The 14,153-nt window shown below is 65.9% G+C and carries 13 protein-coding genes; 8 read left to right on the forward strand and 5 right to left on the reverse strand.

The genetic code is table 11. From position 1 onward, the window contains the following. Positions 1-39: 39 nt before the first annotated feature. From ASE30_RS05315 to ASE30_RS05345, 7 genes are read left to right on the forward strand one after another with little or no spacing between them, the layout of a single operon-like run. Complete coding sequence (locus ASE30_RS05315) at positions 40-666, forward strand: TRAP transporter small permease (protein WP_082601445.1); 627 nt, start codon at positions 40-42, stop codon at positions 664-666. Positions 667-718: 52 nt separating this feature from the next. Next, positions 719-2,128 (forward strand): TRAP transporter large permease, encoded by a 1,410-nt coding sequence (locus ASE30_RS05320; protein WP_057283165.1) that lies wholly within the window; start codon positions 719-721, stop codon positions 2,126-2,128. 13 nt (positions 2,129-2,141) lie between these two features. Continuing rightward, positions 2,142-2,888, forward strand: a complete 747-nt coding sequence (locus ASE30_RS05325) for an SDR family oxidoreductase (protein ID WP_057283166.1) — start codon at positions 2,142-2,144, stop codon at positions 2,886-2,888. Positions 2,889-2,926: 38 nt separating this feature from the next. After that, a complete protein-coding gene (locus ASE30_RS05330; RefSeq protein WP_057283167.1) occupies positions 2,927-3,793 on the forward strand; it encodes a fumarylacetoacetate hydrolase family protein in 867 nt (288 codons plus the stop codon). 28 nt (positions 3,794-3,821) lie between these two features. Further along, positions 3,822-5,357 (forward strand): UxaA family hydrolase, encoded by a 1,536-nt coding sequence (locus tag ASE30_RS05335; protein WP_057283168.1) that lies wholly within the window; start codon positions 3,822-3,824, stop codon positions 5,355-5,357. A gap of 60 nt (positions 5,358-5,417) precedes the next feature. Further along, positions 5,418-6,938: a mannitol dehydrogenase family protein gene (locus ASE30_RS05340; RefSeq protein WP_057283169.1), complete on the forward strand. Its 1,521-nt coding sequence runs from the start codon at positions 5,418-5,420 to the stop codon at positions 6,936-6,938. 9 nt (positions 6,939-6,947) lie between these two features. Then, positions 6,948-8,000: an Ldh family oxidoreductase gene (locus ASE30_RS05345; RefSeq protein ID WP_057283170.1), complete on the forward strand. Its 1,053-nt coding sequence runs from the start codon at positions 6,948-6,950 to the stop codon at positions 7,998-8,000. Between the two features lie 14 nt (positions 8,001-8,014). On the opposite strand, the gene ASE30_RS05350 is transcribed toward ASE30_RS05345, so the two are convergent. From ASE30_RS05350 to groES, 3 genes are all read right to left on the reverse strand, one after another. Next, positions 8,015-8,959 carry a YihY/virulence factor BrkB family protein gene (locus tag ASE30_RS05350; RefSeq protein WP_057283171.1) on the reverse strand — a complete coding sequence of 315 codons (945 nt, stop codon included), beginning with the start codon at positions 8,957-8,959 and terminating at the stop codon, positions 8,015-8,017. 214 nt (positions 8,960-9,173) lie between these two features. After that, positions 9,174-10,814, reverse strand: a complete 1,641-nt coding sequence (gene groL, locus ASE30_RS05355; RefSeq protein WP_057283172.1) for a chaperonin GroEL — start codon at positions 10,812-10,814, stop codon at positions 9,174-9,176. A gap of 37 nt (positions 10,815-10,851) precedes the next feature. Next, a complete protein-coding gene (groES, locus tag ASE30_RS05360; protein WP_057283173.1) occupies positions 10,852-11,139 on the reverse strand; it encodes a co-chaperone GroES in 288 nt (95 codons plus the stop codon). Between the two features lie 425 nt (positions 11,140-11,564). Between groES and ASE30_RS05365 the strand changes: the two genes are divergently transcribed. Continuing rightward, the gene (locus ASE30_RS05365; RefSeq protein ID WP_057283174.1) at positions 11,565-11,921 is read left to right on the forward strand and encodes a hypothetical protein; all 357 of its coding nucleotides are present in this window, start codon (positions 11,565-11,567) and stop codon (positions 11,919-11,921) included. Positions 11,922-12,070: 149 nt separating this feature from the next. On the opposite strand, the gene ASE30_RS05370 is transcribed toward ASE30_RS05365, so the two are convergent. Together ASE30_RS05370 and ASE30_RS05375 are read right to left on the reverse strand one after the other, a co-directional pair. Further along, complete coding sequence (locus ASE30_RS05370) at positions 12,071-13,018, reverse strand: amidohydrolase (RefSeq protein WP_057283175.1); 948 nt, start codon at positions 13,016-13,018, stop codon at positions 12,071-12,073. 49 nt (positions 13,019-13,067) lie between these two features. Continuing rightward, the gene (locus ASE30_RS05375; protein ID WP_057283176.1) at positions 13,068-14,075 is read right to left on the reverse strand and encodes a tripartite tricarboxylate transporter substrate-binding protein; all 1,008 of its coding nucleotides are present in this window, start codon (positions 14,073-14,075) and stop codon (positions 13,068-13,070) included. Positions 14,076-14,153 lie beyond the last annotated feature (78 nt).

Raw genomic sequence — 14,153 nt, forward strand, 5'->3', positions numbered from 1 at the left:
CCGCCGTCTTCACCCTATCCCGCACGAGGGGGACTTTCCATGCAATCCAACGTGAAGGCCACAGCGATGGCGGCCGTCAGCCACACGCCGGCGCAACCGTCGGGCCCGCACCAGACCGCGTCGGTGGACGAGCTGGTCCAGAGTTTCGAAGAGGCCGACCACCACGAGGTCAGCCTGGCCGGCTATCAGCCGGAAGACTGGATCTGCCTGGCCGTGTTCTGGGCCATGGCCCTGCTGGTCTTCCTGCAGTTCTTTTCCCGCTACGTGCTGAACGACTCCTATGCCTGGACCGAAGAGCTGGCGGTGTATTGCCTGATCGGCGTGGTGTTCCTGGGGTCGGCCATGTGCGTGCGGGCCTGCCGCCACATCCAGGTGGACTTCCTTTACCGCTACCTGCCCAAGCCCGCTGGCCGCGTCCTGTCGACGCTGATCGACATCCTGCGCACCGCCTTCTTCGGATATGCCGTGTGGCTTACCTACCGCTACATCGTGCTGGTGGGCGACGAGCCCATGACCACGCTGTTCTGGAACAAGTCCTACGTGTATTGGGCGGCACTGGCGGGCTTCGCGATGATGTTCCTGCGGTCGGTGCAGGTGTCCCTGCAGAACTGGCGGCAGGGGTATTCGATCCTGGAGAACCCCGCGGCCTACGACTCGCTGGACTGAACCGCGAGCCAGAAGCATCCACGAATCCGCAGTGCCTTTCCCGGAGCGATACATGGGCACCCTGATTGGAACCTTTCTGCTGTTGATGATCATGGGACTGCCGGTGGCGGTTTCCATGGCGGGCGCATCCCTGCTGTTCATCCTGATATCGGGCAGCGTGCCGGACGTGGTGATCGCGCAGCGCATGATCGCGGGCGTTGAATCGTTTCCGCTGCTGGCCGTGCCGTTTTTCATCCTGGCGGGCAATCTGATGAACATCGCCGGCATCACCGGCCGCATCTATAACTTCGCGGTGGCGCTGGTGGGCTGGATGCGCGGCGGCCTGGGGCAGGTGAACATCATCGGCTCGGTGGTGTTCGCCGGCATGTCGGGCACCGCCATCGCCGACGCCGCGGGCCTGGGCACCATCGAGATCAAGGCCATGAAGGACCACGGCTACGAGACCGAATTCGCCGTGGGCGTCACCGCCGCGTCGGCCACGCTGGGGCCCATCATCCCGCCGTCACTGCCCTTCGTCATCTACGGCATGATGGCCAACGTATCGATCGGCTCACTGTTCCTGGCGGGGCTGATCCCGGGGCTCGTGCTCACCATCCTCATGATGCTGACCGTGGCCTACTACGCGCGCCGCAACAACTGGGGCGGCGACGTCGCCTTCAACTGGAAGCGGTTGGGCGGGGCGGGCCTGGAAGTGCTGATCGTGCTGGCGTTTCCGATGTCCATCTGGCTGATGACGCTGGCGGGCGTGTCGCCCAACATGGCCACCGGCATCGCCTTCGTGGCCTTGCTGGCGCTGGACTGGAAGTTCAATTTCTCGGCCGTCATGGCGTTGATGGCGCCGGTGATCCTGATCGGCGGCATGACGCTGGGCTGGTTCACCCCCACCGAGGCCGCGGTGGCCGCCGTGATCTGGGCGCTGTTCCTTGGCCTGGTGCGCTATCGCTCCATGACGCTCAAGACTCTGGCCAAGGCGTCTTTCGACACCATCGAGACCACGGCGTCCGTCCTGTTCATCGTGACGGCGGCGTCGGTGTTCGCCTGGCTGCTCACCACGACGCAGGCGGCGCAGACGCTGACCGACGCGATCCTGAGCGTGACGCAGAACAAGTGGGTGTTCCTGTTGATGGCCAATGTGCTGATCCTGATCGTGGGCTGCTTCATCGACACGATCGCGGCCATCACCATCCTGGTGCCGATCCTGCTGCCCATCGTGTTGAAGCTGGGCATCGACCCGATCCACTTCGGCCTGATCATGACCCTGAATCTGATGATCGGCCTGCTGCATCCACCCATGGGGATGGTGCTGTTCGTACTGGCGCGGGTGGCCAGGCTGTCAGTCGAGCGCACCACGATGGCCATCCTGCCGTGGCTGGTGCCGCTGTTCGTGGCGCTGATCGCCATTACCTACATTCCCCAGATCACGCTGTGGCTGCCCACGGTGATGGGGATGACCGGAAAATAAAGGAGGCACGCGTATGTCTGGAAGACTGCAGGGCAAGACCGCCATCGTCACCGCCGCCGGGCAGGGCATCGGCCGCGCCGTGGCGCAGGCCTACGCGCGAGAGGGCGCGGACGTACTCGCCGTGGACTTGAACGGCGCCGCGCTGCAGACGCTGTCCGGCTGCCGCACCCGGATCCTGGACGTGACCGACGGCCGCGCCGTGCGGGAGCTGGCGGACGCCGCCGGGCCGGTGGACGTGCTGTTCAACGGCGCGGGCTTCGTGCACGCCGGCACCATCCTGGACTGCGACGAAGACGCCTGGGACTTTTCATTCAACCTGAACGTGCGCTCGATGTACCTGCTGATCCGCGCCTGCCTGCCCGGCATGCTGGCACGCGGCTCGGGCGCCATCGTCAACATGGCGTCTGTGGCGGGCAGCATCAAGGGCGCGCCCAACCGCTGCGCCTACGGCGCCACCAAGGCCGCGGTCATCGGCCTGACCAAGGCGGTGGCCGCGGACTACGTGGCAAACGGCATACGCTGCAATGCGATCTGCCCGGGTACGGTGGAATCCCCGTCGCTGCGCCAGCGCATCGAGGCGCAGGCGCAGGCCAGCGGCCAGTCCATCGCCGCGGTGGAGGCCGCCTTCACCGCGCGCCAGCCCATGGGCCGCATCGGCCGCACGGAAGAGATCGCGGCGCTGGCGGTGTATCTTGCCAGCGACGAATCCGCTTTCACCACCGGCACCGCGCAGGTCATTGACGGCGGCTGGTCCAACTGACTTTTTCGCTTCAAGCAACACGCAACAAGGAACACGCTATGAAACTGATGCGCTATGGCCCCAAGGGCTTTGAGAAGCCCGGCCTGCTCGACGCCCAGGGCCAGGTACGCGACCTGTCGTCCGTCGTCGCCGACATCACCGCCGGGACGCTCGGCGCCGCCGGGCTGGCCGAGCTGCGCGCGCTGGACCCGTCCAAACTGCCGCTGGTGGCGCAGCCCGGCCGGACCGCGCCGCCCTGGAGCGGCATGGGCAAGTTCATCTGCATCGGGCTGAACTACGCGGACCATGCCGCGGAGTCCGGCCTGCCGGTGCCGGCCGAGCCCGTCGTCTTCATGAAAACGACGTCGGCCGTGGTGGGCAGCAACGATCCGGTCGTGCTGCCCCAGGATTCCGTGAAGACCGATTGGGAAGTCGAGCTGGGCGTGGTGATCGGCGAGAAGGCGCGCTACGTCAGCGAGGCCGACGCGATGAAGCACGTGGCCGGGTATTGCGTCGTGAACGACGTGTCCGAACGCGAATACCAGATCGAACGCGGCGGCACCTGGGACAAGGGCAAGGGCTGCGACACCTTCGGCCCCGTGGGACCGTGGCTGGCCACGGCCGACGAAATCCCGGATCCGCAAGACCTGGAGATGTGGCTGGAAGTGAACGGCAAGCGCTACCAGAACGGCAGCACCCGCACCATGGTGTTCGGCGTGGCGCAGCTTGTGGCCTACGTCAGCCGCTTCATGACGCTGTATCCGGGCGACCTGATCAGCACTGGCACGCCGCCCGGGGTGGGCATGGGCCAGAAGCCCGCGCCCATCTATCTCAAGGCGGGCGACGAGATCAAGCTGGGCATCGCCGGCCTGGGCGAACAGCGCCAGCGCGTCCATGCCTGGGATCCCGCCCTGATCGACGGCTGATTCGGGCCCCTTTCTTTCCGGAGTCTTCATGTCCCAGACCGACACGGCAGTCATACGCATCCACCCGGCGGACAACGTGGTGATCGCAAGACGGCAGCTTGTCAGCGGCACGCGCCTGGAAAGCGAGGGGGTGACGATCCTGGGCCTGGTGCCGCCCGGCCACAAGGTGGCCGTGCGCGCCATCGCGGCGGGCGAGCCCGTGCGCCGCTACAACCAGATCATCGGCGTGGCGCGGCAGGACATCGCGCCCGGCCAGCACGTCCATACCCAGAACCTGGAGTTCTCGGACTTCAAGCGCGACTATGCGGTGGGGCAGGGCGCGCACGCCACGGACTACGTGGCGGAGCCGGCCATGTTCGACGGCATCGTGCGCGCCGACGGCCGCATCGCCACCCGAAACTACATCGGCATCCTGACCAGCGTGAACTGTTCGGCCACGGTGGCGCGCGCCATCGCCGACCATTTCCGGCGCGACATCCGGCCCGAAGCCCTGGCGTCCTGTCCGAACGTCGACGGAGTCGTGGCGCTGACGCATGGCGCGGGCTGCGCCACCGGCAGCGAAGGCGAACCGCTGCGGGTGCTGCGGCGCACGCTGGGCGGCTATGCGCGGCACGCCAACTTCGGCGGCCTGATGGTCGTCGGCCTGGGTTGCGAGACCAATCAGATCGGCGGGCTGATGGAGCAGGAACGCTTGCGCGAAAGCGGCATGCTGCATACCTTCAACATCCAGGACACCGGCGGCACGCGCAAAACCGTGGCGCGCGGCATCGAACTGGTGGAGCGCATGCTGGACCAGGCCAACCAGGTACGCCGCGAGGCGGTGCCGGCCAGCCACCTGACCGTGGGCCTGCAGTGCGGCGGATCGGACGGCTACTCCGGCATCAGCGCCAATCCGGCGCTGGGCGCGGCGGTGGACCTGCTGGTGCGCCACGGCGGCACGGCCATTCTTTCCGAGACCCCCGAGATCTATGGCGGCGAACATCTGCTGACGCGCCGCGCGCAAACGCCTGCCGTCGCCGACAAGCTGCTGGCGCGCGTGCGCTGGTGGGAGGACTACTGCGCCCGCAACGACGCCGAGATGGACAACAATCCCTCGGCCGGTAACAAGGCGGGTGGCCTGACGACCATTCTGGAAAAGTCGCTGGGCGCGATCGCCAAGAGCGGCACGACCAACCTCACCGATGTCTACGAATACGCCGAGCCGGTGCGGGCGCGCGGGCTGGTGTTCATGGATACCCCCGGCTATGACCCCGTGTCCGCCACCGGTCAGGTGGCGGGCGGCGCCAACCTGATCTGTTTCACCACCGGGCGCGGGTCCGCCTATGGCTGCGCACCGGCGCCCTCCTTGAAGCTTTCGACCAACACCGCGCTGTGGCAGCGGCAGTCGGACGACATCGACATCAACTGCGGTGAAGTGGTTGACGGCGCGCAAAGCGTGGCGCAGATGGGCGAGCGTATCTTCCAGTTGATGCTGCAGACGGCGTCGGGCCGGCGCACGCGCAGCGAAACACACGGTTACGGTCAAAATGAGTTTGTCCCGTGGCAACTGGGCGCGGTGATGTAGCGAGACGGGACAGGGCATGCTATACCCTGGCGCTTCGCTCCTTTTTGGCATTGGCCGACCATGCATGAACGTTTGAGCACGGAGTCGTTATCGCGTCTGCCCGCAGACGTGGAGAAGCCCATTTATGACCGCAGCCGGCTGACGCCCGGCATCGTGCATCTGGGACTGGGCGCGTTCCATCGCGCGCATCAGGCGGTGGTGACCGATATGGCCATGCAGGCCAGCGGAGACCTGAGCTGGGGAATTCTGGGCGTGTCGCTGCGCCGCCCCGCCACGCGCGACGCGCTGACGCCGCAGGACGGCCTGTACACGCTGGCCGTGCGCGATGCCGGGCCCGACGGCCATGAACGCGAACAGCTCCGCGTCGTGGGCTCGGTCCTGCGGGTGCTGGTGGCGGAGGAAGATCCCAATGCGGTGCTGGAGCGCATAGCGTATCCGCAGACGCGCATCGTCAGCCTGACCGTGACCGAAAAGGGTTATTGCCACGAGCCCGCCAGCGGCCATCTGCGCTGGGACGATCCGGATATCCTGCATGATCTGGAAAACCCGCATCGGCCGCGCAGCACCATCGGCATCCTGGTCCACGGCCTGGCGCTGCGCCGGGAACGCGGCCTGCCCCCCGTCACGCTATTGTCCTGCGACAACCTGCGCGGCAACGGCGATACGCTGCGCAGCCTGGTGCTGTCCTTTGCCCTGCGCGTGGACGTCTCCTTGACCGATTGGATCGACCGGCACTGCACCTTTCCGAATTCCATGGTGGACCGCATCGTGCCGGTCACCCTGGACCAGGACCGCGAGCGGATCGCCGGGAAACTGGGCGTGGAGGATGCCTGGCCGGTGCTGGGCGAACCCTATCTGAACTGGGTGATCGAAGACAAATTCGCGGCGGGCCGGCCGGCCTGGGACGCCCAGGGCGGAGCAACCTTCGTGGGCAACGCGGCGCCCTATGAGCGCCTGAAGCTGCGCATGGTGAGCGGGCCGCATTCCACGCTGGCCTACCTGGGCGCGGCGCTGGGGCTGCAGACCATGGGCGAGGCAGTGAACACCCCGGCGCTGCGCGCCTTTGTCGAAGCCATGATGCGCCTGGAGATCGCGCCGACCCTGCGGGGCATTCCCGATGTGGGGCTGGAGGAATACCGCCAGCGATTCCTCGCGCGGGTATCCAACCCGGCGCTGCCGCATCCGGTGAAGCAGGTCGCCATGGATGGTTCGCAGAAGATCCCGCAGCGCCTGCTCGACACCATCCGCGACCGTCTGCGGGCCGGTCACGACATCGATCGCCTGAGTCTGGCGGTGGCGGCCTGGCTGCACTATCTGCGCGGCGAAAACGAGCAGGGCGGCCACTATGACATCCAGGATCCGCTTGCCGCAAGGCTGGCCAGGCTGCTGTCGCGCGCCGAGGTCGCCGCGCGCGCCGCCGCGCCGTCCCAGGCGGCGCATCGGCGGGCCATGGTGCTGTCAAGGTTCAAGCCGGTGTTCGGTGAATTGGGCGAATCGGCCGAGTTCGTCTCAAGCCTGGCCACGCATTTGGAAACGCTGCGCGAGCACGGTGTGATCCGCGCCGTGGAGGCAGCCACCTAGGAGCGCGACATGATTGCCGAAGGCCGAGTGGATGCCGCCGAATGGGAACGCTGGGGTGCGGACTGCCTGCTAGCCCAGGATTTCTCCGAGCCGGACGCGCGCTGCCTGGCCCAGAGCCTGGCCCAGACCAGCCTTTGGGGGATCGATTCGCACGGCATCGCGCGCCTGCCGCACTATCTGAACCGGGTCGCGCACGGGTCCATCCAGGCGCGCCCCGACATCGCTATCGAGCGCACCGGCCCGGGCACTGCTCAGGTGCATGGCGGCCAGGGGCAGGGCATCGTGGTGGCCCATCGGGCCAACGCGCTGGCGATCGAGCTGGCCAAAAGCGCCGGCGTGTCCGCGGTGGGTGTCAGCGATTCCTCGCATTGCGGCGCGATCGGCCTGTACAGCCGGGCCGCGGCCCGGGTCGGGTTCATCGGCATTGCCTTCACCCATTCGGACTCGATTGCCGCGCCCTTCGGCGGGCACGAGCCGTTCTTCGGTACCAACCCGATCTCGCTCGCCTTTCCCCAAGAGGGCGCCGACCCGCTCTGCCTGGACATGGCCACCACCGCCATTCCGTGGAACCGCGTGATGAACGCCCGGCGCGACGGCGTAGCGCTGCCGGCGGGCGTGGCGCTGGACGCGCAAGGCCGGGACTGCGCCGACGCCGCGCAGGCGCACGCCCTGCGCCCCTTGGGCGGGCCGGAATACGGCTACAAGGGCTACGGGCTGGCGATGATGGTCGAACTGCTCTGCGGGCCGTTGAACGGCAATCCCTTCGGACCGCATATTTCGCCCATGTACGACGCGCTGGACCGCCCCAGGGAATTGGGCGCGTTCTTCATAGTCATAGACCCCGCGCGCTTCGCCGGCGGCGCGGCGTTGGCCACGGTGATTGCCGGCATGGCGACCGAGCTGTCGCAGGCCCCGGGATCACCGCGTCTGCCAGGCAGCCCGGAAGCCGCCGCGCAGGCCGAACGCCAGCGGCAGGGCCTACCGGTGCCGCTCGCCCTGTGGGCCGAGATGCAGGCCTGGAGCAGCCGGCTGGGCGTGGCGCTGCCGGAGCGCTTGTCTTAGGAAGATCCGGGCGCTCAGGCGTCGCGCGTGGATGCGGAATCCGCCGCTGGGGCGGCTTGCGCCGTAGGCGCCGCATGCCGTTCCGCCTTGCCGAAGCGCAACGCGAATTGCCGCGTGAAGACCGCGCCAAAGAAGAAAATCTGCGCGGAATAGTAGATCCACAGCAGCAGCGCAATCAGCGAGCCCGCCGCGCCATAGGCGGACACCGCCGCGCCCCGGCTCAGGTAGACCCCTATCCCCCACTTGCCCAGCAGGAACAGCGCGGCCGTCACGATCGCGCCGGGGATGACGTCCGGCCAGGAAATCTTCGCGCTGGGCAGCAGTTTGAAGATCACGGCGAACAGGGCCGCCACCACAGAAAAGGAAAACAGGTTCGACACCCATTCCGCCACCAGCGCGAACGACGAGGCCGTCCATAGTTCGCCGTAATAGCCGCGCGCGGCCGCCAGCCCGGCGTTCACGGTCAACGACACCAGCAGGAACAGCGCCAGCACCAGCACCAGCCCAAACGACAGCACGCGGCTGCGCACCATGCCGTGCAGGCCGCCCTTCTCGTTGGCGGACACTTCCCACAGATCGTCCAGGCTGGCCTTCAGTTCGGCGAAGGCCGTGGTGGCGCTGAAGATCAGCACAAAAATCGAGATCAATGCGGCAATCCAGCCGCCGCCCGATTCATGCGCGCTGGCCAGCACCGTCTGGATCACTTCCGCACCGCGCTCGCCGATCAGGTCGCGCAGTTGCGTGACCAGTTCGTCGCGCACCGCATCTTCGCCAAAGAAAGCGCCCGCCACGGCAATCACCAGCAGCAGCATCGGGGCCAGCGAGAAGACCATGTAAAGCGCCAGCGCGGCACCCTTGCTGGAGGCGCGGTGGCTGGACCACTGCCTGGCGGAGTCCATCAACAGCCCGCTGATCTGGGAAGGACGCAGGACACGCAGCAGGGTCTTGGGAAGGCGCATGGGGCGAAGCTCGGTCTGGGTGAACCTTTATTGTAGGGACGCATATACCGCTGCGTAACCACCAGATTGTTCGTAAACGTGTGCTCGCCCAAGGGGGCGGCCCCCCGCGAAGAAACAACAGGCAAAGAAAAACCCCCGGGGCGAAGGTCCGGGGGTTTCTCGGGATACTGCGTTCCCCGGCCGAAGCCGGGGAGGCCTTGCAGGGTAGCGGGACTTAGAAGTCCATGCCGCCCATGCCGCCCATGCCGCCGGGCATTGCCGGAGCAGCGGGCTTGTCTTCGGCCAGTTCCACAACGGCGGCTTCAGCCGTCAGCAGCAGGCTGGCGACGGAGGCAGCGTTTTGCAGGGCGGTGCGGGTCACCTTGGTGGGATCCAGCACGCCTTGCTCGACCAGGTCGGTGTACTCGCCGGTCGCGGCGTTGTAGCCGTAGTTGCCCTTGCCTTGCAGCACGTTGCTGACCACGACGCTGGCTTCTTCGCCGGCGTTCGTGACGATGGTGCGCAGGGGCTCTTCCACAGCGCGCAGGATCAGCTTGATACCGGCGTTCTGGTCAGGCGTGTCGCCCTTCAGGTCAGCGATGGCTTGCTTGGCGCGCAGCAGTGCAACGCCGCCGCCAGCCACAACGCCTTCTTCCACTGCGGCGCGGGTAGCGTGCAGGGCGTCTTCGACGCGTGCCTTCTTTTCCTTCATTTCGACTTCGGTGGCAGCGCCAACGCGAATCACGGCAACGCCGCCGGCCAGCTTGGCCACGCGTTCTTGCAGCTTTTCACGGTCGTAGTCGGACGTGGCTTCTTCGATCTGCACGCGGACTTGCTTGACGCGAGCTTCGATCGACTTGCTGTCGCCAGCGCCGTCGATGATCGTGGTGTTTTCCTTGCCCACTTCGATGCGCTTGGCTTGGCCCAGTTCCTGCAGGCCGGCCTTTTCCAGCGACATGCCGGTTTCTTCGGAGATCACCGTGCCGCCCGTCAGGATGGCGATGTCTTCCAGCATGGCCTTGCGGCGGTCGCCGAAGCCCGGAGCCTTGACGGCGGTGGTCTTCAGGATGCCACGGATGTTGTTCACAACCAGGGTGGCCAGCGCTTCGCCTTCGACGTCTTCCGCGATGATCAGCAGGGGACGGCTCGACTTGGCGACTTGTTCCAGCACGGGCAGCAGGTCACGGATGTTGCTGATCTTCTTGTCGAAAATCAGGACATACGGATCTTCCAGCACGGCAACTTGCTTTTCCGGGCTGTTGATGAAGTAGGGCGACAGGTAGCCGCGGTCGAATTGCATGCCTTCGACGACGTCCAGCTCGTTTTCCAGCGACTTGCCGTCTTCGACGGTGATGACGCCTTCCTTGCCGACCTTGTCCATCGCGTCAGCGATGATCTGGCCGATGGAGGAATCGCTGTTGGCCGAGATCGAACCGACTTGAGCGATTTCCTTGCTGGTCGTGACCGGCTTGGATTGCTTCTTCAGTTCAGCCACGGCGGCGGCGACAGCCTTGTCGATGCCGCGCTTCAGGTCGATCGGGTTGAAACCGGCGGCAACGTACTTCAGGCCTTCCATGACGATGGCTTGAGCCAGCACGGTGGCGGTCGTGGTGCCGTCGCCGGCGTTGTCGGAGGTCTTGGACGCGACGTCCTTGACGAGTTGAGCGCCGATGTTTTCGAACTTGTCCTTCAGTTCGATTTCCTTGGCGACGGACACGCCGTCCTTGGTCACCGTCGGGGCGCCGAACGAGCGCTCCAGCACGACGTTGCGACCCTTGGGGCCCAGGGTGGTCTTGACAGCGTTGGCGAGGACATTCACGCCACGGACGATGCGCACGCGGGCGTCATCACCGAACAATACTTGCTTGGCAGCCATTTCTTAGCTTCCTTCGAAAATTCGTTTAAGGCGGGATTTACAGAACCACGGCGAGGATTTCGTCCTCGCGGATGACGAGCAGTTCTTCGCCATCAACCTTCACGGACTGGCCGGCGTACTTGCCGAACAGAACCTTGTCGCCAGCCTTCAGGTCGACCGGCAGGATCTTGCCGTCTTCGGTCTTCTTGCCGGGGCCGACGGCCACGACTTCACCTTGATCGGGCTTTTCAGCGGCGCTGTCGGGGATGACGATACCCGAGGCAGTCTTGCGCTCGTTTTCGAGGCGTTTGACGATCACGCGATCGCCCAGGGGACGCAAGGCCATGTGGAACTCCTGTTACTAAAGAAGAAAGTGAATGATCGGTTTGGCCCGGGAGGGCTGTTAGCACTCACCGGTGTCGAGTGCTAATTATAGGGATGATGTTCTAGGGTTCAAGGGGGAGGCGGGCGCTGTTACATATTTGGGGGGAGGTGTCGAATGTCCTTCAACATGAGAGTTGGTTCACAGACGTTCATATGTAACAAGCATGTAGATCGAGATGGCGTGGGTTCGGGCGGAATGCCGCGCACCCCAAGTTACCAACGTAACCTTCAGATGGCCGTCGGGCAAAAAGCGGTCAGCCCCAGTGCACTGCGATATCAGCCATAATCAATTCAACCTGGCCCCCGAGTGACGGCAGGAGTTCAGTTTTCGCTCCCACATAAACCGCTAGCGGGTGGGCCGTAGCGTACTCAGTGCGGAATGTCTCAATGATGACACCGGAAACGCCAGACGAAGACTTGGTACGGACCCGCAGCCACAAGCCACGCGAACTGCCCCAGGGCTTTCGGGCTGGATTGATTACGGCCATCACGGTATTGCTGGGCTTTTCGCTGGGTTTCCTGCGCTACTGGGGCTTCGACGCGCCGGGCGATTGGAGCGTGCTGTCCGTGCTGCCGGGCGTGTTCTTGTTGCTCGCCATCCTGCTGCAGATAATTGCGCTTTACCGCGCCTTGCGTTTGGAAGATGACGCCGAGGATGAATACCGGAAAACCGTGCGATGGTTCATCGCGTCGGCGATGCTGCTGTTGCTGGGTCTGACAGCGGCGTTGTGGGAGGTGGCGTGATAAGAGAGGGATTGGGGCCGGTGAAGGGAATCGAACCTTCGTATGAAACTTGGGCCGCCCATTTCGGGCTAGATCTACTCAGCAGTAAGTGCTCACGGCGGTCTGTTGATCGACTTCGGATTCTAACCAGGCGCGCATCGCGGCGACCCTCAGAAGTCGTAAAGCCGCGCGGCGTTATCGACCAGGATCGTCTGCTTCTCCGCCTCGCTCACCCACGCGCAGAAGGCCGAGAGTTGTTCGCCATCGTCGATGGGATGCAGCGGTTCGCTGCGATCACGTGTGCGCGCCACGCCGGGCCAGGCGCCCGAATGCGGCCAGTCGGTGCCCCACAGCATGCGGTCAAGCCGCGTATCGATCAGGGCACGTGCGATCTCGCGCGCCTCGATGGGCGGACGGCCGTCCTGCCAGACCGTAAGGCGATACGGCGCAGAGAGCTTCACGTACACATTGCCCGTCGCCACCATCTCCAGTAGCGCATCGAAGCCGGGCTGGCCCGGGCCGGCCACGGCGCTCGCCAGTGCGAAATGATCAATCACGACGGGCACGGGGCAGTCGCGCAGCGCGGGCGCGAGGGCGGTCACGACGGGCAGCGTGGTGTAGATCTGCACGTGCCAACCCAGCTCGGCCACCTGCTCGGCGGTGCGCGCCAGCGCATCGCGCGCGATGGCCGGATCCTGCTGGCCGAACGACTGCAGGTTGACGCGGGCGCCTCTCACGCCCGCCGCATGCAGCGCACGCAGGCCGTCGCGCGAAATATCGGGCGCTAGTACCGCGACGCCGCGCGACGCATGGCCTGCCGCATTCAGGGTGGCAAGGGCATCGGTCATGCAACGATTGTCGGTGCCTTGCGGGCTGGCCTGCACGACCACTGCGCGGTCAACCCCCAGCGCCGCGTGCAGCGCGAGCAGATCATCGCTGGAGGCGAGCCCCGGCATGAACACGCGGTTTTCGGCAAGCGGATAGCGGTCGAACGGACCGAAGATGTGCACGTGACAATCGCAGGCGCCTGGCGGAATCGTGTCGGTGACAGGGCTGTGATGGATGCCCAGCACGGTGCGCGGATCGTCGGAAGAAGAGGCGGGCTGCGTACGGCTCATGGGATGCTCAAGAGGATGAGGGTTGGGAAGCACGAGCAAGCGACCGCGCTCAGGGGTTCTGCTTGATGCCGGCGGTCTGGATCAGCCGCACCCATTTATCGCGATCGGCCAGGTAGTAGCGGGTGAAGGCCGCCGGGGTGTCGTCGGACAGCGCGTACCCTTGCGCCTCCAGCTTCTCGCGTACATCCGGCAGGCGCAGCACGCGACGCACTTCCGCGTTCAGCGCGTTGACGACGTCGGGCGGTGTGGCGGCGGGTGCAAGCAGGCCAAGCCAGGTCGCGACCTCGTAGTCCTTGAGGCCCGCTTCGGCCGTGGTCGGCAACTGCGGCGCGAAGCTGACGCGCGCTTTGCTCGTCACGGCCAGGGCGCGCAGGCGCTGGTCCTTCATGTAGGGCAGGGCCGTCGAGGCGTTGGCGAACATGAACGGCAACCGGCCCGCCAGCATTTCGGTGATGCAGGCCTGTTCGCCGGCAAACGGGATGCTGTGCAGCTCGATGCCCGCCGTCTGGGCGAACAGCACGGCAGCCATATAGGGCGAGGTGCCGATGCCTCCCGAGCAGAAATCGATCTCGCCCGGTGCGGCCTTGGCCTGCGTGATGAGCTCCTGGACGGAGTTGGCGCGCAGCTTCGGCCCGGCCAGCAGCACTTGCGGCGCGCTGCCCACCAAGGCCACGCCGGTAAAGTCCTTGAGGGGGTCGAACGTCGTCACGTTCTGCAGCGTGGGCGCCACCGCGACCGTCGTCTGGCTGGCGAGCAGCAGGGTGTTGCCGTCGGGCCGCGCGCGTGCGACATACGCGGCCGCGATCATGGATGCGGCGCCGTTCTTGTTCTCGACCATCACGGCGCGCCCGCCCACCTGCATGTGCTGCGCCACGATGCGAGCCACGGTGTCGGGCGCACCGCCCGGCGGGGCACCGACGACGATCCGGATCGTGCCACCCGCCGAGGTGGTGTCTGACAGCGCGGGCGCCCCTGAAGCCAGCAACGCGCTGCCGAGCAGCGGCGCGAGCAGTCTGGCGAGCAGCCTGCGTGGGTGAACGCCAGGTTTCGTGTGCATCGGTGTCTCCTCGCGATTTTGCCGTGCGCCGCATCGAAGCCACGCCGACTGTTGTGGTGTGGAACCAGTGTCCGGCAT

Source organism: Achromobacter sp. Root83 (genome assembly GCF_001428845.1).
Taxonomy (GTDB): domain Bacteria; phylum Pseudomonadota; class Gammaproteobacteria; order Burkholderiales; family Burkholderiaceae_B; genus Achromobacter.